The following is a 25,493-nucleotide window of genomic DNA, read 5'->3' as shown; positions in this document are numbered from 1 at the left end:
CCCGATGGCGACCCCGCGCCTCGACCCGGCCGACGTCGCCACCGCGGTGCGCGTGCTCGACCTCGCTCCGCGGCTCGACATCGACGACCCGGACTTCGAGACCTTGAAGCGCGCGGCGTCCCTGCTCTACAAGCGGCTGAAGAAGGACCGGCGCAACGCGAAGACGTGGGCCGAGCGCAAGGCTGACCGCCAGGTCATCGAGTCGACCGCCACGGGGTCGCCGATGCGCATCGACGACGAGACCCGCGGCATACCGCTCGTCTCGAACGCGAAGGGCGCCTACGCCGGCGAGCTCGTCAACGCCCGCGGGTGCTACATCTGCAAGGCCGACTACACGCTCGTCGACGCGTTCTACCACTGGCTCTGCCCGGACTGCGCGGCCCGGTCGCACGCCAAGCGTGACCAGCGCACCGACCTCACCGGCAAGCGCGCGCTTCTCACCGGCGGCCGGGCCAAGATCGGCATGTACATCGCCCTGCGGCTGCTCCGCGACGGGGCACACACGACGATCACGACCCGCTTCCCCAAGGACGCGATGCGCCGCTTCTCGGCGATGGACGACAGCGCCGACTGGATCCACCGGCTCAAGATCGTCGGCATCGACCTGCGCGACCCCACCCAGGTCGTCGCCCTCGCCGACGAGGTGAGCGCCGCCGGCCCGCTCGACATCCTCATCAACAACGCGGCCCAGACGGTGCGCCGCTCCCCCGGCGCCTACAGCAACCTCGTCGAGCTCGAGTCCGCCCCGTTGCCCGACGGTGTGGCCCTGCCCGAGATGGTGACCTTCGACCGGATCAGCGAGGCGCACCCCGCCTCGATCGCGGGCGCGCTCGAGACCCACGCCGTGGCGCACCACGACGGCGAGTCGGTCGAGCACGCCGTCGCGGCCCAGACCGCGGCGTCCATGACGGCGCTTGCGCTCTCGGCCGGCAACGCGAGCCTCGAGGCACACCGCGCCGGAACCGCTGTCGACGCGGGCGGCCTGCTGCCGGACCTCCAGCGCACGAACTCGTGGACGCAGAAGGTCGAGGAGGTCGACCCGCTAGAGCTGCTCGAGGTGCAGCTGTGCAACTCGACGGCGCCGTTCATCCTCGTCTCCCAGCTGCGGCCGGCCATGCGAGCGGCGGTGGCGGCGGGGGCTCGGCGTGCCTATGTCGTCAACGTCTCGGCGATGGAGGGCCAGTTCTCGCGGCGCTACAAGGGCCCCGGCCACCCGCACACCAACATGGCCAAGGCCGCCCTCAACATGCTGACCCGGACGAGCGCGGGCGAGATGTTCGAGTCCGACCGCATCCTCATGACGGCCGTCGACACCGGCTGGATCACCGACGAGCGTCCGCACGACGAGAAGCTGCGGATCGCCGCCGAGGGCTGGCACGCGCCCCTCGACCTCGTCGACGGAGCCGCTCGCGTCTACGACCCCATCGTCCGCGGGGAGGCCGGCGATGACCTCTACGGCTGCTTCGTCAAGGACTACGAGCCCAGCCCCTGGTGACCCGACCCGGGCCATCCCAGACCTGTCGCGCGCTTCCTCTGCGTTGCGTCAGCCCGCGACTCAGCTGCAGCCACCCCCCAGTCCCGCCGCGCGTGGGCTGCGAACTGCGTCAGTCCGCGACTCAACACAGAGGAGAGCCAGAGGTCTCCGACGCGCGGGCGTATGCCGTTGCCCGTCGTATGCCGTTGCCCGTCGTATGCCGTTGCCCACGCGTGCGGCGTAGCGTCCAGTCATGATCACCGCCGTTCACAACCTCATCTACTCCGACGACGCCGCGGCCACGCGCGCGTTCTTCCGCGACGTGCTGCGGTGGCCCTTCGTCGCCGACGGCGGCTCCACCCAGGGTGAGGCCGCCGGCGCTGAGGCGTGGCTCATCTTCGGCACCGGTCCGAGCGAGGTCGGCGTCCACCCCACGCGCGGACCCGAGGGCTCCGGGTGGACCGCTCCGCGGCACCATGCGATGTCGTTGATGTGTGACGACATCGTCTCGACGATGGCAGAGCTCGCTTCTCGCGGAGCCACGTTCGCCGCGGAGCCCGTCGACCGGGGCTTCGGGCTCTGCGTCATGCTCGAGGTGCCGGGGGCGGACGAGATCATGCTCTACGAACCTCGCCACACGACGGCCTTCGACGCGGCCTTCGACCCGCCCGCGTGACGCCCGGCCCGTCTGCAGGTCCCGTCCCTGCCTGCGGCTGGCGGCTTCACAGGTCCTTGGCGTACCAGACCTCGGCGTAGAACGCGTCGGAGAAGGGTGGCACCTCGACCCACCCGTGGCGCAGGTAGAGAGCGCGCGCCTCCTCGAGGTCGAGCCTCGTGTCGAGCCGCATCGCCGTAACGCCCCACACCCGGGCGACATCCTCGACGCAGAGCAGCAGGCTGCCGCCGAGCCCCGCCCGCCGCAGCTCGGGTCGGACGTAGAGCCGTCGCAGCTCCGCAACTCGCGCACCGGTGTCGTCGCGGAGGCGCCGGAGACCGACGCAGCCGACGAGGGCGGTCTCGTCGTCGGCACGGCGGGCCACGATGAACTCACCCGTCGGCGGCGCGAGGTCGTCGCTGCGCATCTGTGGGAAGCCGGTCTCGATCTCCTCCGGAGTGGAGTCCCGCCCCTCGCGCAGCCGGTAGTAGCGGTCGCTCACCTCGACGTAGTAGTCGTGCAGGAGCGCCTCGCACGCCGGGTTGTTCACGTCGGCGAGCTCGATGACCCAGGAGCCGGCCTCCGTCACGGGACCCGCGCGCCATCCGCCGGCGGGTCGGTCAGCGCGACGCCGTCGGCGATGACCTCCGTCATCAGGGCGATGAGGTCACGGCGACGACGGTCGGGCTCGGCGGCATACGTCGACGGGTCGTCGGGACGCTCCCGCACGCGCAGCGCCTCCTCGACGAGCTCGCGGTGCTGGGGGTAGGCCTTGATCGCCCAGCGGCCGGCACCCGACTTGGACGTCGGGTGCCCCGTGACGAGCAGGTGCACGAGCCGGGGCGCGCCCAGCCCGCCCCACTCGGCCGCCTGCGGCAGCGACGCCTCGCGCGGGTGGTGGTGCATCGCCTCAAGCTGCATCCGCCAGTACGTGTCGAGGTTCTCGCGCGTCGCGCGGTGCAGTGCGACATCGTCGCTCCAGATCTCGAGATCACGAAGCTCCTTGCCGCACAACGTGATCCCGTGGTCGCGCAGCTCTCGCCAGGTGATGTCCGTGACGTCTGCGTGGGTGCCGACGTCGAACCACTGGTGCAGCACGCCCGGCCCCTCGGGCACATCCTGGGGGCGGCCGGCGAGGTCGGTCTCGAGCAGGTAGAAGCCGTCGTAGGCAGGCTCCGGCCACCGCCGTTCGAGCTCTGCGTGCACCTGTCGCAGCGCCTCGATCTCGTCCTCGGTGGGGCGCCGGCTCACGACCGCGACGAAGTCGATGTCGCTCCCGGCGACGAACTCGCCACCGAAACCGATCGAGCCGTGCAGGTGCAGACCCTCGAGCAGCCCGGGCAGCCGCTGCCCGAGGAGCTCGGCATGGGCCGCGGTCACGCTCTGCACGACCTCGGGCAGCTCGTCGCGGCCGGGCGCGGTCACGACCATCAGACGGCGGCGCCGAAGGTCGCCCGCGACGCGAGGGCCTCGCGCAGCTCCGCGTCTGCGTCGACGAGCGAGCGGCGCACGGCCGGCGTGAGGTCGTCTCGCTCGAGGGTGCGCGCGCTGAGGCCCGCGGTCTCGTCGGCGAAGACCTTCGGGAAGGCGACGAGCACGACGCGTGAGAGGGCGTCCTCGCCGACCCACTCGGCCATGGCCGGCACGTCGGTGAAGTAGCGGGGCACGTAGTCCGCCACGAGCGCGTCGTCGGGGGCGTTCCAGAAGCCGCGGGCGAGGTGCACCATCTCGTAGTTCGACCGGCCGTGCCGGCCAGTGAGCTGCTGCCACGCCCAGTCCTTGGCCTCCGGGTCGGGCAGCGAGGCGCGGCACATCAGCGCGTTGAGACCGCCTTGGAGCGTGTCGTCCTTGGCCCGGTAGGACTCGACCCCGGCGACGTCGACGAGTCCGCGGGCGGCGAGGTTGCGCACGACGATCCAGCGGAAGTCGCCGTCGTCCTGCAGTCCGTCGGGCAGGGAGTCGCCGTCGGCCCACGCGCGCAGCAGGGCCTCGTCGTCGCTCGCCCCGGCGACGAGTCGGGCGGCGGCGAGCGACTCGGTGCTGCCCGCCGGCGCCGTGCCGAGCAGCGCCCGACCGCTCGCCGCAAGGCGGGCGAGGGAGTCGGCCTGACGCGCCCGCGGCACGAAGTAGGGCACGATGCGGTGCTCGGAGTAGGCCGAGACCCGGGTGAGGATCGAGGAGTTGGTCTCCTTGGGCCAGGCTGCCTCGACGACGTCGAGGAAGGCGTCCGGCGACACCGTGGCTCCGTGCACGCCGTCGATGAGGGCGCTCCAGACCACCGCTCGCGCCTGCTGGTCCGGCACGAGCGGGAGCTGGCCCGGCAGGGCGGCGAGGGTGCTGTCGGACAGCTGGACCCGGGCCCACGTGAGGTCGCTCGCGTTGGGCACGACGACGGCAGGCTCGGGGGCGCCCTGCAACCCGTCGAGCGCGGTCTCGGACGCCGTGACGGTCGTCGTCACCCGCGCCACCTCGACCCCGTCGGTCCAGCCCGCCACGTCGAAGGTGTGCGGCCGGTCGGCCGGTCGGTCCGCCGGCGTCTCACGGACGGCGACAGCGGAGTGGATGACGCCGCCCTGCTCCTCGAGCCGCACCGACAGGGTGTCGCGGTCGGCCGTCAGAAGCCACGCCCGCGACCACGCCCCGAGGTCGGTGCCGCTGGCTGCCTCGATCGCGCCGAGGAAGTCCGCGAGGGTGCCGTTGGCATACGACTTGTCGGTGAGGTAGGCCCGCACCCCGGCGATGAACTGGTCGTCGCCGACGTGGGCGATGAGCTGGCGCAGGGCAGCCGCGCCCTTGGCGTAGGAGATGCCGTCGAAGTTCTGCAGCGCGCTCTGGGCATCGAGCGCCTCGACGCCGGCGACCGGGTGGGTCGAGGGTGAACGTTCGGCGCCGTAGCCCCAGACCTTGCGCACGATCGAGGAGTCGACCCAGGCATCGGCATACTCCGTCGCCTCGACGAGGCAGCGGTGGCTCATGTACTCCGCGAAGGACTCGTTGAGCCAGAGGTCGTCCCACCACTTCATCGTCACGAGGTCGCCGAACCACATGTGCGACATCTCGTGGCTCACCGTGTTGGCGCGCGTCAACAGCTCGTCACGTGTGGCCGACCCGCGGTAGAGGTACTGGTCGCGGAACGTCACGCAGCCCGGGTTCTCCATCGCTCCGGCGTTGAACTCCGGCACGAAGACCTGGTGGTACTCCCCGAACGGGTAACGGATGCCGAACAGCCCGTGGAAGTAGTCGAACGACCGCTTCGTCACGTCGAAGATCTCGGCCGCGTGCCGCTCCAGCGGCTCACGCAGCGACGCCCGCGCGTGCAGGCCGAGCGGTATGCCGTCGTGCTCGTCGTGCACGGAGACGTAGGGCCCGGCGCAGACCGTCACGAAGTAGGTGGCGAGGGGCTTGGTCGTCGCGAGGTGCCAGGTGCCGGCCTCGGTGCGGGTCGCCGCGCCGTTGCCGACGACGGTCCACTCGAGCGGCGCGCGGACGACGACGTCGTAGGGAGCCTTGAGGTCGGGCTGGTCGAAGCAGGCGTAGACACTCGGCGCGGCGTCGAGGAAGAGGTGCCCGTAGACGTAGTCGCGCTGGTCGGCGGGGTCCGTCGCCCGGTGCAGGCCCTGGCCGTCGTGGCTGTAGGCCATCGTCGCTGCGACGACGAGCTCGTTCTCGGCCGCGAGGCCGGTCAGCGGCAGGCGCCCGTCGACGACGGCGGTGGGGTCGAGGTCGGCGCCGTTGAGGCTGACCGTCTCGACGGAGCGGGCCTTGAGGTCGACCCAGGTGTCGGCACCCGGGGCGCTGCACGCGAAGCGGACGGTCGTGAGCGAGCCGAAGACCTCCGCGCCTTGGTCGAGGTCGAGCTCGACGGCATACGACGTGACGGTGAGCAGGGCTGCCCGCTCGCGGGCTTCGGCCAGGGTGAGACTGCGCATGGGGGCGAGCCTGCCAGATGGAGGGCAGGGACGGCGCGTGGGTTGCTCCCGGGGCACCCTGCGCCGTGCCGGCTCAGCGCGGCAGCTGCCCGCCCGCCATGCTCTCGAGGCGCGCGATGCGCTGGTCCATCGGCGGGTGCGTCGAGAGGAACCGCGTGACGTCCTGCGCCCGGAACGGGCTCGCGATCATCATGTGGCTGGCGTTGACGACGTCCTGCGAGGGCGCGAGCGGCGCTCGCGCGACCCCGGACTCGAGCTTGCGCAGGGCCGAGGCGAGGGCGAGCGGGTCGCCCGTGAGGCGGGCGCCGTCCTCGTCGGCGTCGTACTCGCGGGTGCGGCTGATCGCCATCTGGATCGTCATGGCAGCAAGAGGCGCCAGCAGGCTCATCGCGAGGAGGGCGAGCGGGTTGGGGCGGTTCTCGTCGGACCCGCCGCCGAAGATGCTCGTGAACATCAGCATCTGCCCGATCGAGGTGATGACACCGGCGATGGCGGCCGCGACCGAGCTCGTGAGGATGTCGCGGTTGTAGACGTGCATGAGCTCGTGGCCGAGCACGCCGCGCAGCTCGCGCTCGTCGAGCAGGCCGAGGATGCCCTCGGTGCAGCAGACGGCGGCGTTCTGCGGGTTGCGGCCCGTGGCGAAGGCGTTGGGGGCCGGCGTCGGGCTGATGTAGAGGCGCGGCATCGGCTTGCCCGCCGCGGTCGAGAGCTCGCGGACGATTCGGTACATCGTCGGCGCCTGTGCCTCGGACACGGGGTAGGCGTGCATGGCGCGGATCGCGAGCTTGTCGCTGTTCCAGTAGCCGTAGAAGGTGGTCGCCACACCGATGAGGGCGAAGATCCAGATGTAGCGGCCACCACCGACGAGGGCTCCGACGCCGAGCAGGAGGGCCCAGATGCCGCCGAAGAGCGCGGCCGTCTTGAGCCCGTTGAAGTGGTTGTGCATAGCCGGTGAACGAGCGGGTGGGGGTGCATGTTCCCACTGGACGCCCGCCGCAGGCGCGCTGGATGCCGGCTGGAGGCTCACTGTGGCAGCACTGTGTCCCAGGCCTGCACGGGCTGTGACTGAGATCTCGCCCGCGAACCGTTGAACAGGCAACTCATCTACTACGTGTAGTAGTAGTTTGGGCGTCGTTGGGGAAACCGACACCCTTCCGATGAAAGAAGCGAACGATGCGCAAGACACTCGACACGTTGATCTCCTGGACCGGCTTCATCATGGCCGCGGTCCTCCTCGTGGCCGGCGGGCTGCTGATCTACGCCAGCAACTTCGTCGCCAACAACGTGCAGGAGCAGCTGAGCCAGCAGAACATCAAGATGCCGGCCGCGGCCGCCCTCGAGACGCAGGCGCAGAAGGACGCGCTCCTGCAGTACGCCGGCCAGCCGATGGAGAACGGCAACCAGGCCAAGGCCTTCGCCGACCACTACATCCTCGTCCACATGAACACGCAGTCGAACAACAAGACCTACTCCGAGGTCTCGAGCGAGTACATGAAGGCGGCCAAGGACCCCAACGCCGACCCGAAGACGGTGGCCGCCCTCGGTGAGCTGCGCCAGAGCCTCTTCATGGGCAACACCCTGCGCGGCCTGCTCCTCAACGCTTATGCGTTCGGCACCATGGGCACGATCGCCCTGTATGCCGGCATCGCCGCCCTCATCGCGGCAGCCCTGCTCCTCGTGCTCGCCGTGCTCGGCCTGCGCCACGCCAAGAAGGCCGACGACGACGCCGTCGCCGCCACCGCTGCCCCGCAGCCGGTGCCCACGACCTGATCGCGCGCAGGACTGTCGAGCGTCGCTCGACCGCTGACGGCCCCGAGGCTCCCACGCCCCGGGGCCGTCGGCGTGTCAGCCGAGCAGGCGCAGGAGCAGGTCCGGTTGCACGCTGACGACGACGAGCACCGCCGCGGCGACGACGAGACCGGCGAGCGCGACGCGCCGCTGCTCCGTGGCGAGGGTGGCCGCAGTCGTCGCGGTGACCGGAAGGGCCTCGTCCGCGCTCGTCGGCTCGGGCGCCGTGATGACGCCGCGCAGCCACCGGAGGTAGACCGCGACCCCGATCACGGCGTTGACGGCCGCGACGACGGCGAGCCACACCCACCCCTCGGCGATGACGGGCCGCAGCGCGACGACCTTGCCGACGAGGCCGATGATGCCGGGCGGCAGGCCGGCGAGGGAGGTCAGGGCAAGAACGAGCGCACCCGCCCGCCACGGCTTGCGGTGCCAGAGCCCGTCGTATGCCGTGAGGTCGCGTCCGTCGGGCCGCTCCCGCAGGGTGACGGCGACGACGGCGAAGGCCACGAGCGTGCCGATGACGTAGGCGAGCAGGTAGGTCGCGCTCGCCCCGATGCCGAGCGCCGACACGCTGACGAGCGGCATGACGACCCAACCGGCCTGTGCCACGGTCGACCAGGCGAGCAGGCGCACGACGTCGTCCTGGCGCAGGGCCATGAGGTTGCCCAGGGTCATGCTGAGCGCGGCGAGCACCCCGATGGTGATGAGGGCGGGAGTGCCCAGGGCCGCGACGGCTCGCAGCACGACGAGCAGGGCCGCGAGCGCCGCCACCTTCGAGACGGTGGCGAGGAAGGCGGCGATCGGGGTGGACGCGCCGGAGTAGGCCGTCGGCGTCCAGGCGTGGAAGGGCACGAGCGAGAGCTTGAAGCCGACGCCCGCGAGGAGCAGCACGACCCCGAGCGACAGCACGCCGGCCGACACCGACGGCCAGGCGACGACGGTCGCGCCGGCGGCACCGGACATGGTGGTGGCCGTCTCGCCGGGTCCCAGCGGCGCATAGCTGAACCAGCCGACGCCCTGGGCCCGCCCCGACGACAGGGCGGCGTCCGGCGTGAGGAAGGGGCTCCCGGTCGCGGCGAACCACAGGGCCACTCCCAGCACGAGCAGCGCGAAGGAGACGAGCGAGGTCACGAGCAGCTGGGTCGCCCCGGCCACCGCGGAGCGCCGGCCCGACAGCGCGACGAGGGCGATGACGGGCAGCGTCGCGAGCTCGAGGGCGACCAGCCAGGTGCCGACGTCGCGGCTGGCGGCGACGACGACGGTGCCGGTGAGGGCGGCGAGCAGCAGGACGGCCTCGACCGGCTCGCTCGTCGCGTCGGCGGGCCGGCGCCGGCTCGCACCGGGCCAGGCGAGCGCGATGCAGACGGCTGCGGCGAGGGCCGCGGCCAGCTGGAGGGTCGACGTGAGCGCGTCGGCCTGCCAGAGGCAGGTCTGCGGCAGGTCGGCGGCGACCGCCCCCGCGGCACCGGACGCACCGGACGCACCGGCGGCAGCGGAGATGCAGAACGTCGATCGGGCGGACCCTCCGCCCAGACCGAGGCCGGGGATCGTGGCGACGACGGTGGCGATCGACGCGACCCCCGCGATGGCATAGGGGACACGGCGCAGACGGGGCACGACGAGGTCGGCGACGAGCACGAGCACGAGCCCGGCGATCGGCACCAGGGCCGGCCAGAGCACGGCGACGTCGACAGAGACGCTCATCAGGGCAGCACCCCCGCTCCGGTGATGAGTCGGACCGCGTCGGGGCCCGACACCCCGAGGAGCAGCTGGGGCAGGACCCCGAGCACGACGACGGCGACGGCGAGCGTCAGCACGACGGCCCACCGGGCGCCGCGCGCGTCGACGACGGCCCCACCGGCGGACGCCACACCCTCAGCCGCCACCCCCTCGGCCGGCGCCCCTACGGTCGGCGCCCCTGTGGTCGACGCCCTCCCTGCCTCGCCCGCGGCGGTGCTCGAGGCGGGCACCTCGGCAGCCGCGCCGCTCGCCTCTCCCGACCACACGAGCCGGGCGACGCGCAGGGAGTAGGCCGCCGCGAGCGCGAGCCCGACGGCGCCGAGGACGACGCACACGCGCAGGAGCGCGACGGGGCGGTCGGGCGCAGGCGACCAGGCGGCATACAGGGCAAGGAACTCACCCCAGAAGCTGACGAGGCCCGGCAGCCCGAGCGCGGCCGCGAGGCCGACGAGCAGCACGACCCCGAGGCGAGGGGACGTGTCGCGCAGACCGGCTCGCACCGTGCTGAGGTCGGCCGAGCCCCACTGCTCCTTGAGGTCGCCGACGACGAAGAAGAGCAGGGCGGCGACGACGCCGTGGGCGATGTTGCCGAGCAGCGCGGCCTGCAGCCCGGTGTCGCTGCCTGACGCGAGGGCGAGCACGACGAAGCCCATGTGCGCGACGGAGCTGTAGGCGATGAGCCGCTTGAGGTCTCGCTCGACGAGGCACGCGAGCCCTCCCCAGAGGATGCCGACGACGCCGAGGATCGCGAGCACGGGGCTCAGCGCGGCGAGACCGTTGGGCACGGTCGCGACGACGAGCCGGACGATGCCGTAGGTGCCCATCTTGAGCAGCACCGCCGCGAGCAGCACCGAGCCGGCCGTCGGCGCGACGGTGTGCGCGGGCGGCAGCCACGTGTGGACGGGCCAGAGCGGCACCTTGATGCCGAGGCCGAGCAGGAGCATCCCGGCGATCGCCGTCTCGAGCGAGCGCGAGATGCCGTCGCCGTGCAGGCGCGCGAGCTCCGTGAGGTCGGAGGTGCCCTGGTGGTGCACGAGGAAGAGGATGCCGACGAGCATGAGCGTCGACCCGAGCACCGTGAAGAGCACGAAGCGCCCCGCCGCGTCGGAGCGCCGCTCGTCGGGCACGTGGTCGTCGCCGAAGCTGCGGATGAGCACCCACATCGGCACGAGCACGACCTCGAAGGCGATGAAGAAGAGGATCGCGTCGCGGGCGAGGAAGGTCGCGAGGGCACCGGTCTCGACAAGCAGGATGCAGCCGAGGAAGGTTGAGCCCGAGCCGCCCGCGGGGAAGCGTCCGGCGAGCGTGTGCACGACGACCGCGACAGTCAGCAGGGCAGTGAGGATCACGAGTGCCGCCGAGATCCCGTCGACCCCGAAGTGCCAGCGGATGCCGAGCGAGCGGATCCACGGCGCGTCGATCTCGTGGCGCCCCGTGACGACGACGACGGCGAGCAGCGCCGTGAGCACCGTTGTGCCGAGGGCGATTCCGCGTTCGACACGTGACTCGTCGCCGGGGATCGCGATGAGTGCGACCGCACCGAGGAGAGGCAGCAGGAGCATGAGGGTCAGCGCCATGCCGTCACCCCCAGCACCGCGATGACGACGACACCGGCGAGCAGGGCGAGCAGGCTGAGCGACGGCACCCCGCGATGGCTGCGCTCCCCCACCCGCCCGAGCCCGCGAGCCGCGACCACGGTCGCGCGCGGGTAGGCATCGACGACGTCGCGGTCGAGCGCGACGACGAGGCGCGCGACCGCCGTGACCGCCCGGCCCACGCCGACGTATGCCGTGTCGGCGCCGAAGCCGCGCACCGCACGGTCGCGCACGTGGCTTGGAACCCGGTCGGCGACGTCGTGCCGGCCGCGGTCGCTGAGGGTCCACACGGCATACGCCGCACCGACGACGAGCAGCAGGGAGAGCAGCGCCGAGACGATGCCGGGTTTGAGGGCGCCGGTGAGGCTGAAGAGCAGCAGCGTTCCGAAGACGGTGAGGGCTGCGAGCGTGGCCACGGCGAGCGCGGCGGAGAGGGTGATCGGCGCGTGGCCATGGGCGTGGACGCGCTCCACCTCGGCGTCGTCGGCACTGTCGGCGGCCGTGACGACGGCGAGGTCCTCCTCGGCGACGACGACGGCCTCGGGGACGTCGCTGCCGGTCGCGGCGTTCGGAGAGCCACCGCTCTGGGGCTCGGCTGCCGCGAGGGGCGTGTCGAGCAGCAGCCAGGCCCGGGCACAGTAGGTGGCGGTCAGCACGACCGTGACGAAGAGGGCGACGACCACGAGCCAGGCGCGTGCTCCGCCACCACCGGTCGCACCCTCGATGGAGGTCTCGATGACGCTGTCCTTGGTGAAGAAGCCGATGAGCGGTGGCACGCCGGCGAGCGCGGCGAGGCCCAGGCCGATCGACCAGCGCAGCGCTCCCGTGCCGTGCAGCCGCCCACGTAGGGCGGCGAGGGCGGTCGCCCCGGCGAGCACGGAGAGCCAGCCCGCGCCGAGGAAGAGCAAGGCCTTGAAGAAGGCGTGCGCGACGAGGTGTCCGATCGCCGGGGCGAAGCCGATGTCGGGCGGCGCCGCGGCGAGGGCTGCGAGCATGATCGCGATCTGGCTGAGGGTCGAGTAGGCGAGCATCCGCTTGAGGTCGGTCTGCGCGAAGGCGAGCAGGGCGGCATACACCATCGTCGCGGAGGCGAGGACGGCCAGCAGGGTGCGGGCGCCGTCGTGGCTCGCATAGAGCGAGAAGAGCCGGGCGATGACGTAGCTGCCGGCGGCCACCATCGTCGCGGCGTGGATGAGCGCGGAGGCGGGTGTCGGACCCTCCATCGCGTCGGGGAGCCAGTCGTGGAAGGGGATGAGACCCGACTTGCCGGCGACGCCGATGATGACGCCGACGAGCCCGACGGTGAGCGCGGTGTCGTGGCCGCTCGCCGTGAGCACGGTGATGAGGTCGGTGCTGCCGGCGCGCACGGCGAGCGCGACGAGCCCGACGACCATGCCGATGTCGGCCACGCGCGTGACGATGAAGGCCTTGTAGGCCGCGCGGCGGGCCTCGGGACGCTGGCTGTCGTGGCCGATGAGCAGCCACGAGCACCAGCCCATGATCTCCCAGCCGACGAGGATGAGCACGAGGTCGGAGGCCTGGACGAGCAGGAGCATGCCGGTCGCGAAGAGCGAGACGGTGGCGGCGAACTGGCCGTAGCGCGGGTCGTCGCGGAGGTACCAGGCGGTGAAGACCTGGATGGCGAGCACGACGACCGCCACAGCGAGCGCGACGAGGCCCGAGAGCCGGTCGGACAGCAGGTGGAGCGGCACCTGGAGCGCACCGGTCGAGAGACGGCCGATGCTCTCGATGTCGGCCGTGCGCGCCGGGGCCACCCACTGGATGAACGCGAGCACGGCGACGTAGGCCGACATGCCGATCGCGATGCCGGCCGCCAGCAGGCGCTGGCGGCGCGCGAGCAGTCCGGCGAGCGCGGCGAGGGCGGGCAGCACGACGATCATCCGCACGATCCAGCTCATGAGCGCACCTCTCCCCGGAGGTCGGGCTCTGGCTCTGGGTCGGGCTGTGGATCGGGCTCGGGCTCGGGCTCGTCGGTGAGGTCTGGCACCGCCGTGAGGTCGATAGCACCGGTCGTGCGGAAGAGGACGAGCACGACGGCCAGCGCGACACAGATCTCGGCTGCAGCGATCGTGATGACGAAGAGCGTCAGCACCGGGCCGGCGGCGAACGGCGCCCCGGTGCGTGAACCCGCCGTGACGAGAAGGAGGTTCGCGGCGTTGAGGATGAGCTCGACGCCGATGAGGACGAGCACGGCGTTGCGCCGGGCGAGCACGCCGTAGACGCCGATGCCGGCGAGCAGCGCGGCGAGCGCCGCGGGCAGCTGGAGGTGGATCACCGGCGCACCTCGCCGCGGGCCGTGACGGTCTCGTCCTCGCTGCGCAGGACGAGCCGCGACACGGCGAAGGCACCGATGAGCGCGACGAGCAGCAGTACCGAGAGCAGCTCGAAGGGCCAGACCCACGTGCCGAAGACCGCCTGGGCGATCGCGGGTGTGCCACCGGGGGCGCCCCCGTCGAGCTCGACGGTGACGCCGGAGAAGAGCGGCAGCAGGAGCGCCGCGAGCAGGACCGTCGTCGCAGCCCCCAGCAGCGCGCCGACGACGCGCTGCCAGGCAGGCGTGTCGATCTCGGCGTGCGGGCCGATCGGGGCGCGAGTCAGCATCAGGGCGAAGAGGACGAGCACCACGATGGCGCCGACATAGACGAGCAGCTGCACGAGGCCGACGAGCTCCTGCCCGAGGACGAGGTAGCAGCCGGCGAGGCTGCCGAGCGAGACGAGCAGCCACAGCGCCGAGTGGACGACGTGCTTCGTCGTCACCGACAGCAGCGCCGAGAGCGCCGTGATCGCGCCGACCGCGGCGAAGACGATGTCGCGGGTCGTCACTCGGGCTCCCGCGGGTCGGTCGTCGGCAGCACCTGCGTCTGGTCGGAGGGCTCACGGATCACGGGCAGCCGCTTCGTCTCCGGGACGGAAGCCGCCGCGGGAGCCTCGGGTGCCGCGGGAGCCTCGGGCGCCTTGGCCGGCGGCTCAGTTGTCTCGGTCGATGACTCCGGTGTCACAGCAGGCGTCGGCGCGTCGGCTCGCGCCGGACGCACCCGTGCGGGTCGGGCGGCGGCCGATGCCGATCCCCCTGCTCCGCCAGCTCCTCGGGCGGGCTTGGCTGCGGCAGCGACCTCGGCGGGCTCGGCGCTGCCGGGGTCGAGCGCGACCGGAGGCGGCACGGTCGCCATCCAGGCCCCGAGCCGGTCCTTCTCGTGAAGCAGGTCGCGGATGTCGAGCTCGGCGTACTCGAACTCCGGGCTCCAGTGCAGGGCGTCGAAGGGGCACACCTCGATGCAGATGCCGCAGTACATGCAGAGCGAGAAGTCGATGGCGAAACGATCGAGGACGTTGCGCTGACGAGCCCGCCCGCCGGGGGTGCTCGGGGGCACCTCCTCCTTGTGGGAGTCGATGTAGATGCACCAGTCGGGGCACTCGCGCGCGCAGAGCATGCACGAGGTGCAGTTCTCCTCGGTGAGCGCGATGACGCCCCGCGAGCGTGAGGGCAGCGCCGGTGACACGTCGGGGTACTCCGCCGTGTGGGCGTGGCGGGTCAGCGAGCGAGCGGTCGTCGCCATGCCCTTGAGGAGTCCGGGAAGGATGCCGTCAGCCATCGCGAGTCACCCCCTTCCACGTCGAAAGGCCAAAACCTGCCGCTTCCCACCAGTCGAGAGGCCACTTCTGGTCGCCTCCCACCAGTCGAGAGGCCAAAACCTGCCGCCTCCCACCAGTCGAGAGGCCACTTCTGGTCGCCCCCCACCAGTCGAGAGGCCAAAACCTGCCGCCTCCCACCAGTCGAGAGGCCACTTCTGGTCGCCCCGCACCAGTCGAGAGGCCACTTGTTGCCGCATACCGAATGTTGGCCAACTGTGGCCACTCGACCTGGCGGGAGCGGCAAATGGTGGCCACTCGACGTGGGGAGGACGGCAAACCGTGGCCACTCGACGTGGGGAGGGCGACGAGAAGTGGCCACTCGACTGGGGTGGGCGGCAGATTGTGGCCACTCGACGGGGGTCATGAGGTCATCACCACGCCTACCGCCGTGAGGGCGAGCTGGAGGAGGGCGATCGGCACGAGCCAGACCCAGGCCAGTCGCTGCAGCTGGTCCTCGCGCATGCGCGGCCATGACACGCGCATCCAGATCATGAGGACGGCGACCGCGAAGCCCTTGAGCAGCGTCCACAGCCACCCGAGCCACGCCTCGAAGGGCCCCGCCCACCCTCCGAGGAAGAGCACGGCGAAGAGCAGCGACATGACGACGATGCCGGCGTACTCGGCGAGGAGGAAGAAGGCGAAGCGCAGACCGGAGTACTCCGTGTAGGGCCCGAAGACGATCTCGCTGTCGGCGACCGGCATGTCGAAGGGCGGCCGCTGCAGCTCCGCGAGCGCCGCGACGAGGAAGACGAACGCACCCGGTGCCTGCCAGAGCAGCCACCACGGCGACCACGCCTCGGCGATGCCCACGAGCGAGAGGGTGCCGGCGGCCAGGGCGACGGACGCCACGGCCAGCACCATCGGCAGCTCGTAGGACACGAGCTGCGCCGCCGCGCGCATGCCGCCGAGGAGGGAGTACTTGTTGGCCGAGGCCCAACCGGCCATGAGCGTGCCGATGATGCCGACCCCGATGACGGCGAGGACGAGCACGACGCTCGCGTCGACCGTGGCACCGACGACGGTCGGCGAGAGCGGGATGACGGAGAGCGCCACGAGGTAGGGGATGAGGGCGACGGCCGGTGCGAGGCGGAAGACGCCCCGGTCGGCGCGCGCCGGGAGGATGTCCTCCTTCTGGACGAACTTCACCCCGTCGGCGACGAGCTGGGCCCAGCCGTGGAAGCCACCGGCATACATCGGCCCGAGGCGGCCCTGCATGTGGGCCATCACCTTGTGCTCGGTCTGCCCGATGAGCAGCGGCAGGCTGAGGAAGGCGGCGAGCACGGCGACCGCGCGCACGACGGCCTCCAGCCACGGGCTCACGTCGACTCCTCGGAGGACACCTGCGCGGCCGACGACGAGGTCGCCGAGGGCGCCGCGCGCGGACCCCAGTCGGGCCCGGGGACACCCGGCGCCTGCACCCGCCGGCGGCCGGGAGCCCGGGCGCTCTCGTGGCCCTCGCCCGGCTCCTTGCCACCGGGCCACGGCTTCGACGCCCGCGCCGCGAGCACGAAGGACTTGCGCAGCGGCGTGCCCTCGAAGCCCTCGGGGAGCAGCAGCGGCCGCAGCCCCCGCCCGGTGCCGTCGTCGAAGCCGTCGAAGTCGAGGCCGAACATCTCGTGCGTCTCGCGCTCGTGCCAGGCCGCCCCGGCGAAGACCGGCGTCAGCGACGGCACCGCCACCCCGTCAACGGCCCGCGTGCGCAGCAGCACCGAGCGCAGGTCGCCCACTCGCGACGGGTCGACGAGGTGGCACACGACGTCGAAGCCGGGGCCCTCGTCCGCGTCGGTCTGGTCGACGGCGGTGAGGAAGTCGAAGAACGCGTAGCCGTCCTCACGCAGCGCGAGGACGGTGGACGACCACTCCCCGAAGGGCACGTCGCGCACGTCGGTGACCTTCAACGGCCACCCCCCTCGCCGGCCTGCGGTATGCGTGTCGTGGCGGCGTGGCGCCCAGCGGGGGCACCGCGTTGCAGGAGGGGGCGACGGACGTCACCGGCGCTGCCGACCCGGGAGCCGGCATACCGGCCCTTGATGCGCTGGGCGCTCACCCGCTCGCTCGCGATCTGCTCCTGGAGGCGGATGATCCCGTGCAGGAGCGCCTCGGGGCGCGGCGGGCACCCGGGCACGTAGACGTCGACCGGGATGATCTGGTCGACCCCCTTCGTCACCGAGTAGGAGTCCCAGTAGGGGCCGCCGGAGTTGGAGCAGGCGCCGAAGGAGATGACGTACTTCGGCTCGGGCATCTGGTCGTAGAGGCGGCGGATCGCCGGAGCCATCTTGTCGGTGACGGTGCCGGAGACGACCATGAGGTCGGCCTGCCGCGGGCCCGGCGCGAAGGGGATGACGCCGAGGCGCATGAAGTCGTGGCGGCCCATCGAGGCGGCGATGAACTCGATGGCGCAGCAGGCGAGCCCGAAGTTGAAGACCCACAGCGAGTAGCGGCGCCCCCAGTTGAGCACGACCTTGATCGGCTTCGGCGCGTGCGCGCTGACGGGACCGACGGAGATGTCGGGAGGCCGCACCGACGGCATCGGCAGGTCGACGCCCATCACACCCACCTCAGCAGGCCGCGGCGGGCGGCGTGGGCCAGGCCGAGCACGATGACACCGATGAAGATGCCCATCTCGACGAGGCTGGCCCGCCCGAGGTCAGCAGAGCGGAGGACCGTCGCCCACGGGAAGAGGTAGATGGCGTCGACGGCGAAGATGACGTAGAGGAAGCTGAAGACGAAGTAGCGCACCTTCGTCTGCGCCCAGCCGACCCCGACGGGGTCGACGCCCGACTCGTAGGTCGTCAGCTTGGCGGCCCAGGGGGCCCGTGGCGCGAGGAGCCGGCGGGCCGCCATCGCGGCCACGAAGAGCAGGACACCCGCCCCGACCACTGCTCCGACGACGAGGTACCCGGCCATGCCGGTCAGCCTAGCCAGATCACGCGGCCCTGTGCCGCCCGCGGATTGCCGTGTCCACGAGGTGGCAGCCTCCCGAACACGCGTCCGACCACGAACTAGCATGGAATCGTCCGGCGCACCAGAGCGTTGGGTCCGGTATCTCCGCCGGCAGACGGCTACCGCAGCAACAACCCGAGGACGTCGCAGCGCATGAGCACGAAACTGGTCCAGAAGCTCGATCGCGTGGTCATCCGATTCGCCGGCGACTCCGGCGACGGCATGCAGCTGACCGGTGACCGCTTCACCTCGGAGACGGCCCTGCTCGGCAACGACCTCTCGACGCTGCCCAACTTCCCCGCCGAGATCCGGGCGCCCCAGGGCACGCTGCCCGGCGTCTCGAGCTTCCAGCTGCACTTCGCCGACCACGACGTGCTCACCCCGGGCGATGCCCCCGACGTGCTCGTCGCGATGAACCCCGCGGCGCTGCGCGCCAACCTCGCCGACCTGCCGCGCGGCGCGAGCATCATCGTCAACACCGACGAGTTCTCCAAGCGCAACCTCGCCAAGGTCGGGTATGGCGTGAGCCCCCTCGAGGACGGGTCGCTCGAGGCGTGGCACGTGCACCCCGTCGCGATCACCTCGATCGCCGTCGAGGCCCTCGCCTCCTTCACCGAGCTCACCCGCAAGGAGAAGGAGCGCGCCAAGAACATGTTCGCGCTCGGCCTCCTGTCGTGGCTCTACACGCGCCCGACCGAGGGCACCGAGTCCTTCCTCAAGAGCAAGTTCGCCGACCGCCCCGAGATCCTCGAGGCGAACCTCGCGGCCCTGCGGGCCGGCTACAACTACGGCGAGACGACCGAGGACTTCGCGGTTTCCTACGAGGTCGCGCCGGCGACGATGCGCGAGGGCACCTACCGCAACGTGACGGGCAACGTCGCGCTGTCGCTCGGGCTCGTCGCGGCCGCCCACCGGGCCGGGCTGCCGCTCTTCCTCGGCTCCTACCCGATCACACCCGCCTCCGACATCCTGCACACCCTCGCCGGCCTCAAGCGCTACGGCGTGGCGACGATGCAGGCCGAGGACGAAATCGCCGGTGTCGGCGCGGCCCTCGGCGCCTCCTTCGGCGGGGCGCTCGGCGTGACGACGACCAGTGGCCCCGGCCTCGCGCTCAAGGCCGAGACGATCGGCCTCGCGGTGTCGCTCGAGCTGCCGCTCGTCGTCTGCGACATCCAGCGCGGTGGCCCCTCGACGGGCCTGCCGACCAAGACCGAGCAGGCCGACCTCCTGCAGGCCCTCTTCGGCCGCAACGGTGAGTCGCCCGTCGCGGTCGTCGCACCGTCGACGCCGTCCGACTGCTTCGACATCGCCGTCGAGGCGGTGCGCATCGCGACGACCTACCGCACGCCGGTCATCGTCCTGTCCGACGGCTACCTCGCCAACGGCTCGGAGCCGTGGCGGCTGCCGCGCACGGCCGAGCTGCCCGACATCGCCGTGGAGTTCGAGACCGAGCCCAACGCCGTCGACGCCAAGGGCGAGCCGGTCTTCCACCCCTACCTGCGCGACCCCGAGACCCTCGCCCGTCCGTGGGCCGTACCCGGCACCCCCGGTCTCGAGCACCGCGTCGGCGGCATCGAGAAGGCCGACGTCACGGGCAACATCTCCTACGACCCCGACAACCACGACCACATGACGCGGCTGCGCCAGGCCAAGATCGACGGCATCGCCGACACGATCGCGTCCCTCGCCGTCGACGACCCGACGGGCGACGCCGAGGTGCTCGTGCTCGGTTGGGGCTCGACCTACGGCCCCATCGCCGCCGGCGTCCGGCAGGCCCGGGCCCGTGGGGGTCGGGTGGCCCAGGCGCACCTGCGCCACCTCAACCCGTTCCCCGCCAACACCGGCGAGGTGCTGCGCGGCTTCCAACGCGTCATCGTGCCCGAGATGAACCTCGGCCAGCTCTCGATGCTCCTGCGTGCGAAGTACCTCGTCGACGTCGAGTCGCACACGTCGGTGCGCGGGCTGCCCTTCCAGGCAGGCGATCTCGCGGATGTCATCAGCGCCGCCGTGGCGTCCGTCTCGCACGCGCCCCTGAAGGAGGCCGCCAAGTGACCACCGACCTGCCCGTCGACCTCGGTATGCCGTCCGGCTCGGGCTCCGTGTCCGTCGACTCCCAGGGCGCAGCGACCGGCACCACGGGTGTGCCCCGCCTTGCGGACGGCACCGCGCTCACGAAGAAGGACTTCACCTCCGACCAGGAGGTGCGCTGGTGCCCGGGGTGCGGCGACTACGCGATCCTCGCCGCCGTCCAGGGCTTCCTGCCCGAGCTCGGGCTCAAGCGCGAGAACATCGTCTTCGTCTCGGGCATCGGCTGCAGCTCGCGCTTCCCGTACTACCTCGACACCTACGGCATGCACTCGATCCACGGCCGGGCACCGGCGATCGCGACCGGCCTCGCGGCCACCCGCGAGGACCTCTCGGTCTGGGTCGTCACCGGTGACGGCGACGCCCTCTCGATCGGTGGCAACCACCTCATCCACGCCCTGCGGCGCAACGTCAACCTCAAGATCCTGCTCTTCAACAACGAGATCTACGGCCTGACGAAGGGGCAGTACTCCCCCACCTCGCACGTCGGGCAGGTCACGAAGTCGAGCCCGCTCGGCTCGCTCGACCGGCCCTTCAACCCCGTGTCGCTCGCGCTGGGGGCCGAGGCGAGCTTCGTCGCGCGCACCATGGACTCCGACCGCCAGCACCTGACGTCGGTGCTTCGCGCGGCGGCCGAGCACCGTGGGTCGGCGCTCGTCGAGATCTACCAGAACTGCCCGATCTTCAACGACGGCGTCTTCGACGTGCTCAAGGACCGCACCGAGGCGGCCGCGCGCATCCTGCACCTGACCGCCAGCGAGGAGGTCGCGGCGGGTGACACCGTCGTCGTGCGCGACGACCAGGGCGTCATGACCGTGACCCCGCGTGGTGAGGCCGACCCGGCTCGCATCGTCGTGCACGACCCGGGCGCCGACGACCCGTCGGCCGCGTTCGCCCTCTCGCGCCTCGACTCCCCCGACCTCGGCCACGTGCCGATGGGGATCTTCCGCAACGTGAGCCGCCCCACCTACGACGACTCGCTGCGTGAGCAGATCGCCTCCGCCCGCACGGGCGCGGTCACCGACGCCGACATCGACGCCCTCCTCGCCGGCCGGGACACCTGGACCGTGGGGGCGTGAGCTCCCGCGACACGAGGGCAGCCGGCGACACCCGAGGCGACACCCGAGCCGTCGCCGACCTCGGCGGCCCGGTCGGCGCGGACCTGGTCGGCGGTGCCACGCCACCGCACGAGGTCAGGCGCGGGGTGCTGCTGGGCTTCGCGGCATACGGCATCTGGGGGCTCTTCCCGCTCTACTTCGACGCGCTCAAGCCCGCCGGACCATGGGAGATCCTCGCCAACCGGATCCTCTGGACGATGCTCTTCTGCGCGCTCGTGCTGCTCGTGCGACGCGACTTCGACTGGGTCGGCCCCCTGCTGCGCCGCCCGAGGCTGCTGGCCGGAACGGCCGTCGCCGCGGTCCTCATCGCGATCAACTGGGTCGTCTACGTCGCGGCGGTGACGTCGGGCAACACGTCGGAGGCGGCGCTCGGCTACTTCCTCAACCCGCTCGTCACGGTCGCGCTCGGCGTCGTCGTGCTCGGCGAGCGCCTCCGCCGGCTCCAGTGGGTCGCGGTCGGCATCGGCGTCGCCGCGGGCATCTACCTGGCGGTCACGGGCGGCCGGGTGCCGTGGATCGCCTTGACCCTCGCCCTGTCGTTCGCGCTCTACGGGCTGACGAAGAAGAAGGTCGGGGTCAGCCTCGAGGCGCTGCACGGCCTCACGGTCGAGACCGTCGTGCTCGCGCCGGTCGCGGTCGTCGCGCTGCTCGTCGTCGGCAGGCAGGGTGGGCTCGCCTTCGGAGAGCACGGCGCGTGGCACACGAGCCTGCTCGTCCTGTCGGGCGTCGTCACCGCGCTGCCGCTGCTCTGCTTCGCCGCTGCGGCCCGGCGGATCCCACTCGTCACGATCGGGCTCATCCAGTTCATCACGCCGGTCATGCAGCTGCTCTGCGCCGTCCTGCTGCTCGGAGAGCACATGCCCGCGGAGCGCTGGGTCGGCTTCGGCTTCGTGTGGCTCGCGCTCATCGTGCTGACGATCGACTCCCTCGGCAGCCTGCGCGCCAACCGCGCCGCCCAGCGCGACCTGCCGGTCAACGACTGCCCGAGCTGAGCCTCCGGGGCCAAGGCCCCAGCACGGACGAGACGTCGTGCGCCTGCCCGGGCAGCCCTGCCGCATACGGCTGCTGCCCGGGCACGCGCACCTCACGGGTCAGGGAGTCGTGGGGTCGGCCCACATGCCTCCCCGGATGTCGCTGTTGCCGAAGGTCGACGGGCACGAGCCGATGACGTCCGGTGGGGCCGTCGGCGACGACGTGTAGAGCGACGCGCGGTAGTTGTCGATCGCCGTGCAGTGCTCCGCGTGCGACGCGTCGTTCCACACGCCGACGACGCCGTCCCGCGTGGCGCTCGCGTAGACGTAGTCACCGAGGAACTCCGCGGTGAGCCCGTTCTGGCTCGTGCCGCGCGGGTCCCCGACGGCGCTGCGGTCGAGCGAGGTCCACCCACTCGGTATGCCGCCCACGACGTTGGCGTGCCACAGCTGGCCCACGAGCCCGCGGACGGTGCTCGTGTCGTTGCGGTAGGGCGTCGTGAAGGCGTTGTCCACGACATAGAGGTCCTTGCCGTCGGGCGAGAGCGCCGGTGCGGTGTACACGGGCCGGTCTCCTGTCGGCAGATCGAGGGCTTTCGGAGGGGACCACGAGGCGCCGCCGTCGGTCGAGCTCGTCCACAGCAGCTTCTCGTTGTCGAGTCCGTCAGTGCCATCCGCCCAGGTCATGACGATCTGGTCGGTGGCATCGGTGCCGGAGGGGGCACCGTTGGCGATGTCCACGCTCGGGCCGGCGGCCAGGTCGACGCGGGCGCCGGCGATGCCGTCCATGGTGGGGCGTCCGAGCACGGGGTCCGTGACGCCCGGGCTCGTCCTGTCAGCCACGGTCTGCGGGCCCTTCCAGTGGGCGCCGCCGTCCGTGGAGCGGTACATGAGCTGGAGCTGCTGGCCACCCCGCAGGCCCTGGCCGAAGACATAGACGTTGCCCGCGCTGTCGGTGCGGATCGTGCAGCCGTCGGCCTGCTGGTTGATGCCGTTGTCAGACGCCGGCCCGACCTGCTTGGTCGTCCACGTCGCTCCGCCGTCGGACGATCGGGCGACGACGAGCGGGGTGGGGAGGGCGTTTCCGCGGCTGTTGCTCACGAACGAGGCCCAGCAGACGTAGACGTTGCCGAAGAACCTGCTCGACGCGGCGTTGTCGGCCCACACCTGCTCCTTGTCGGAGAAGGTCGTCGACGACTGCTTCGAGATGAGGACCGGGGCCTTCCACGCCGAGGCGTCGCCGCCGGCGGCGGCACGCGCGTTGTCCGTCGTCGAGACCGCGATCGCCTCGAAGCCCTTGAACGCGGGGGAGGTCGGGAAGTTCGAGGTCAGGTTGGCGTAGTAGAGGCGTGACCCGTTGCCCCACGAGAACGACCCGTCGGACCCGGGTCGCGGCCCGAAGGCCACCGCCGGGTCACCGTCGGAGACGAGGCCGTTCTCGGCGTACTTCGGCAGGGTGCCGATGGGGCCCGTCGTGGGAGCACATGCGGCGGGGCCGATGCAGCTGCGCGCCGTGAATCCCTGGTAGGTCGGTTGGGTCCAGCTCGAGCCCCCGGTGAACGAGAAGTAGACGCCCGAGACACCGACTCCGTCGGTGAAGGGGCACGTGGTCGGGTCGCCGGCCGCGCAGGACTCCTCGTCGATCTCGTCGTTGGCGCCGGACACGACGACGCTCGGCTCGTGGGCGTCGATGGCGACGGCCGGCTCGTTCTGCTTGTTCTGCGAGAACGGGGTGGGCGGACTGGCGACGTTGACAAGGACGTCCGACGGTGGTGGTGGCGGTGAGGCCAGGGCTGCCGCAGACCCGGTCAGCGCCAGCGCGGCGCTCGCCAGGACTGCGGGCAGGATTCGGGGGTGACCCATGACTCCTCCTTTGGATGGACGTGGAGGTCGTCGGCGCGCGTGCGCGTTGGCGGCCACTTCTCAGGGTCCGCCTATCCGGTGCCGAAGGGCACCCCGAGGACCCCACGTATTTCGACGAATCTCCGCAGGGTCGCTCGGGCCGGTGGCCGCGAGTCGCGTGACAGACTGCGCGGGTGAGCGACCTCAGCCTCGCTTCTCGCGCCGGGCGGCTCGTCGTCACCGCAGCCGTGCTCGGCTCGGGGATGGTGATGCTCGACGGCACCGTCGTCAACGTCGCCCTCGTCCGCGTCGGGGCTGAGCTCGGCGCGAGCATGGCTGACCTCCAGTGGATCACCAACGGCTACCTCCTGGCCCTCGCGTCGCTCATCCTGCTCGGAGGCTCGCTCGGCGACCGCTTCGGGCGGCGGCGGGTATTCGTCATCGGGGTCATCTGGTTCACCGCGGCGTCCGTGGCCTGTGGCCTGGCCCAGTCCCCGGGGCAGCTCGTCGTGGCTCGGGTGCTGCAAGGGGTCGGCGGTGCGCTGCTGACTCCCGGCAGCCTCGCCCTCCTCCAGGCGAGCTTCCGACGCGAGGACCGCGCGGCAGCCATCGGCGCCTGGTCGGGGCTCGGCGGCGTGGCCGCAGCCATCGGCCCGTTCGTCGGCGGCTGGCTCGTCGAGTACGCGTCCTGGCGGTGGGCCTTCCTGCTCAACGTGCCGATCGGCATCGCCACCGTGTGGGTGGCGCAGGTGGCGGTGCCGGAGAGTCGTGACGACCTCGCGTCCGACCAGTTCGACGTCGTCGGAGCGCTGCTCGCCACGGCAGCCCTCGGGCTGACGACCTTCGCGCTCATCGAGCACGCCTCGCTCGGCGCCGGTCTCGCCCTCGTCGTCGCCGGTCTCGGAGTGGCAGCAGCCGCGGGCTTCGTCGCGGTCGAGCGGGCCAGCACCCACCCGCTCGTGCCGCTCGACCTCTTCTCCTCGCGCCAGTTCAGCGCCGCCAACGCGATGACCCTTCTCGTGTATGCCGCCCTCGGCGCCCTCTTCTTCTTCCTCAGCCTCCAGCTGCAGACGGTGCTCGGCTGGGGACCCCTCCCGGCCGGGGTCGCGACCCTGCCGATCACCGTCCTCATGCTCCTGCTCGCCGCAAGGGGCGGTCGGCTCGCCGCGCGCATCGGCCCGCGGCTGCCGATGACGCTCGGCCCGCTCGTCTGCGCGGCCGGCGCCGCACTGTTGGCCGGCGTCGACGCCGACTCGAGCTACTGGACGGGCGTGCTGCCCGGCGTCACGGTCTTCGGCCTCGGCCTCACGCTGCTCGTCGCCCCCCTCACCGCCACGGTCCTCGACGCCGCCCCCGACCGGTATGCCGGTGTGGCCAGTGGCGTCAACAACGCCGTCGCGCGCGCAGGGAGCCTGCTCGCGGTCGCCGCACTGCCGGCCGTCCTGGGGCTCACGGGCGAGGACTACGCCCAGCCGGCGGCCTTCTCCGCCGCCTACACGTCGGCGATGTGGATCTGCTCCGGGATGCTCGCCACCGGCGGCGCCCTGTCGTGGCTGCTCATCCGCAACCCGATCGCGCAGGCCGCCCCGCGGGTGGCGCCGGCCCCAGCCGGCTGGTCGTGCGCCGGTGCGGAGGGATGCCCCGGGCATGCCATGGCCCATGCAGCCGAGCCGGAGCCGGAGCGCGCATGATGGGG

Annotated in this window: 22 protein-coding genes; 7 read left to right on the top strand and 15 right to left on the bottom strand. The window is 71.8% G+C overall.

Annotation, left to right across the window (positions count from 1 at the left end; translation table 11 throughout):
• Positions 1-4: 4 nt before the first annotated feature.
• Complete coding sequence (locus FHX52_RS23370) at positions 5-1,495, top strand: SDR family NAD(P)-dependent oxidoreductase (protein ID WP_141824869.1); 1,491 nt, start codon at positions 5-7, stop codon at positions 1,493-1,495.
• 232 nt (positions 1,496-1,727) lie between these two features.
• Positions 1,728-2,150, top strand: a complete 423-nt coding sequence (locus FHX52_RS23365; protein ID WP_141824698.1) for a VOC family protein — start codon at positions 1,728-1,730, stop codon at positions 2,148-2,150.
• Positions 2,151-2,196: 46 nt separating this feature from the next.
• On the opposite strand, the gene FHX52_RS23360 is transcribed toward FHX52_RS23365, so the two are convergent.
• The 4 genes from FHX52_RS23360 to htpX all read right to left on the bottom strand — a co-directional run bounded on the left by FHX52_RS23360 (position 2,197) and on the right by htpX (position 7,004).
• Positions 2,197-2,718, bottom strand: coding sequence for a GNAT family N-acetyltransferase (locus FHX52_RS23360; protein WP_141824697.1), 522 nt, complete (start codon positions 2,716-2,718; stop codon positions 2,197-2,199).
• A complete protein-coding gene (locus FHX52_RS23355) occupies positions 2,715-3,554 on the bottom strand; it encodes a nucleotidyltransferase family protein (RefSeq protein ID WP_141824696.1) in 840 nt (279 codons plus the stop codon). Before FHX52_RS23355 ends, FHX52_RS23360 begins: the two co-directional genes overlap by 4 nt.
• A 5-nt stretch (positions 3,555-3,559) precedes the next feature.
• The gene (gene pepN / locus FHX52_RS23350; protein WP_141824695.1) at positions 3,560-6,058 is read right to left on the bottom strand and encodes an aminopeptidase N; all 2,499 of its coding nucleotides are present in this window, start codon (positions 6,056-6,058) and stop codon (positions 3,560-3,562) included.
• Between the two features lie 73 nt (positions 6,059-6,131).
• Positions 6,132-7,004: a zinc metalloprotease HtpX gene (gene htpX, locus FHX52_RS23345; RefSeq protein ID WP_141824694.1), complete on the bottom strand. Its 873-nt coding sequence runs from the start codon at positions 7,002-7,004 to the stop codon at positions 6,132-6,134.
• Positions 7,005-7,231: 227 nt separating this feature from the next.
• Between htpX and FHX52_RS23340 the strand changes: the two genes are divergently transcribed.
• Positions 7,232-7,828 carry a hypothetical protein gene (locus FHX52_RS23340; RefSeq protein ID WP_141824693.1) on the top strand — a complete coding sequence of 199 codons (597 nt, stop codon included), beginning with the start codon at positions 7,232-7,234 and terminating at the stop codon, positions 7,826-7,828.
• Between the two features lie 75 nt (positions 7,829-7,903).
• On the opposite strand, the gene FHX52_RS23335 is transcribed toward FHX52_RS23340, so the two are convergent.
• The 10 genes from FHX52_RS23335 to FHX52_RS23290 all read right to left on the bottom strand — a co-directional run bounded on the left by FHX52_RS23335 (position 7,904) and on the right by FHX52_RS23290 (position 17,745).
• A complete protein-coding gene (locus tag FHX52_RS23335; protein WP_246070355.1) occupies positions 7,904-9,553 on the bottom strand; it encodes an NADH-quinone oxidoreductase subunit N in 1,650 nt (549 codons plus the stop codon).
• Positions 9,553-11,166, bottom strand: a complete 1,614-nt coding sequence (locus FHX52_RS23330; protein WP_141824692.1) for a complex I subunit 4 family protein — start codon at positions 11,164-11,166, stop codon at positions 9,553-9,555. Before FHX52_RS23330 ends, FHX52_RS23335 begins: the two co-directional genes overlap by 1 nt.
• Complete coding sequence (locus FHX52_RS23325; protein WP_141824691.1) at positions 11,157-13,103, bottom strand: NADH-quinone oxidoreductase subunit 5 family protein; 1,947 nt, start codon at positions 13,101-13,103, stop codon at positions 11,157-11,159. Before FHX52_RS23325 ends, FHX52_RS23330 begins: the two co-directional genes overlap by 10 nt.
• On the bottom strand, positions 13,100-13,480 hold the full coding sequence (gene nuoK / locus FHX52_RS23320) for an NADH-quinone oxidoreductase subunit NuoK (RefSeq protein WP_221630691.1): 381 nt from the start codon (positions 13,478-13,480) through the stop codon (positions 13,100-13,102). Before nuoK ends, FHX52_RS23325 begins: the two co-directional genes overlap by 4 nt.
• Positions 13,477-14,028 (bottom strand): NADH-quinone oxidoreductase subunit J family protein, encoded by a 552-nt coding sequence (locus FHX52_RS23315; RefSeq protein ID WP_141824690.1) that lies wholly within the window; start codon positions 14,026-14,028, stop codon positions 13,477-13,479. The genes nuoK and FHX52_RS23315 overlap by 4 nt, the downstream gene beginning before the upstream one ends.
• Entirely contained in the window at positions 14,025-14,798 is a 774-nt protein-coding gene (locus FHX52_RS23310) for a NuoI/complex I 23 kDa subunit family protein (protein ID WP_246070354.1), read from the bottom strand. Before FHX52_RS23310 ends, FHX52_RS23315 begins: the two co-directional genes overlap by 4 nt.
• 400 nt (positions 14,799-15,198) lie before the next feature.
• Positions 15,199-16,158: an NADH-quinone oxidoreductase subunit NuoH gene (nuoH, locus tag FHX52_RS23305; RefSeq protein ID WP_141824689.1), complete on the bottom strand. Its 960-nt coding sequence runs from the start codon at positions 16,156-16,158 to the stop codon at positions 15,199-15,201.
• Positions 16,155-16,736, bottom strand: coding sequence for an NADH-quinone oxidoreductase subunit C (locus tag FHX52_RS23300; protein WP_141824688.1), 582 nt, complete (start codon positions 16,734-16,736; stop codon positions 16,155-16,157). Before FHX52_RS23300 ends, nuoH begins: the two co-directional genes overlap by 4 nt.
• Positions 16,733-17,386 (bottom strand): NADH-quinone oxidoreductase subunit B, encoded by a 654-nt coding sequence (locus FHX52_RS23295; protein WP_342777990.1) that lies wholly within the window; start codon positions 17,384-17,386, stop codon positions 16,733-16,735. Before FHX52_RS23295 ends, FHX52_RS23300 begins: the two co-directional genes overlap by 4 nt.
• Entirely contained in the window at positions 17,386-17,745 is a 360-nt protein-coding gene (locus tag FHX52_RS23290) for an NADH-quinone oxidoreductase subunit A (RefSeq protein WP_141824687.1), read from the bottom strand. The genes FHX52_RS23295 and FHX52_RS23290 overlap by 1 nt, the downstream gene beginning before the upstream one ends.
• 189 nt (positions 17,746-17,934) lie before the next feature.
• On the opposite strand from FHX52_RS23290, the gene FHX52_RS23285 reads away from it, so the two are divergent.
• The 3 genes from FHX52_RS23285 (at position 17,935) to rarD (ending at position 21,976) form a co-directional block, all read left to right on the top strand.
• Complete coding sequence (locus tag FHX52_RS23285; RefSeq protein WP_141824686.1) at positions 17,935-19,833, top strand: 2-oxoacid:acceptor oxidoreductase subunit alpha; 1,899 nt, start codon at positions 17,935-17,937, stop codon at positions 19,831-19,833.
• Positions 19,834-19,841: 8 nt separating this feature from the next.
• Positions 19,842-20,945 carry a 2-oxoacid:ferredoxin oxidoreductase subunit beta gene (locus FHX52_RS23280; RefSeq protein ID WP_425460128.1) on the top strand — a complete coding sequence of 368 codons (1,104 nt, stop codon included), beginning with the start codon at positions 19,842-19,844 and terminating at the stop codon, positions 20,943-20,945.
• Between the two features lie 83 nt (positions 20,946-21,028).
• A complete protein-coding gene (gene rarD, locus FHX52_RS23275; RefSeq protein WP_141824864.1) occupies positions 21,029-21,976 on the top strand; it encodes an EamA family transporter RarD in 948 nt (315 codons plus the stop codon).
• Between the two features lie 99 nt (positions 21,977-22,075).
• On the opposite strand, the gene FHX52_RS23270 is transcribed toward rarD, so the two are convergent.
• Positions 22,076-23,818: a sialidase family protein gene (locus FHX52_RS23270; protein ID WP_141824685.1), complete on the bottom strand. Its 1,743-nt coding sequence runs from the start codon at positions 23,816-23,818 to the stop codon at positions 22,076-22,078.
• Between the two features lie 173 nt (positions 23,819-23,991).
• Here FHX52_RS23270 and FHX52_RS23265 point away from each other — a divergent pair, with 173 nt between their 5' ends.
• On the top strand, positions 23,992-25,488 hold the full coding sequence (locus FHX52_RS23265) for an MFS transporter (RefSeq protein WP_141824684.1): 1,497 nt from the start codon (positions 23,992-23,994) through the stop codon (positions 25,486-25,488).
• The last annotated feature ends 5 nt before the right edge of the window (positions 25,489-25,493 follow it).

Source organism: Humibacillus xanthopallidus, assembly GCF_006717145.1.
Classification (GTDB): Bacteria; Actinomycetota; Actinomycetes; order Actinomycetales; family Dermatophilaceae; genus Humibacillus; species Humibacillus xanthopallidus.
Note: the sequence above shows the minus strand (reverse complement) of the source record. Positions and strands in the feature narration are given on the sequence as shown.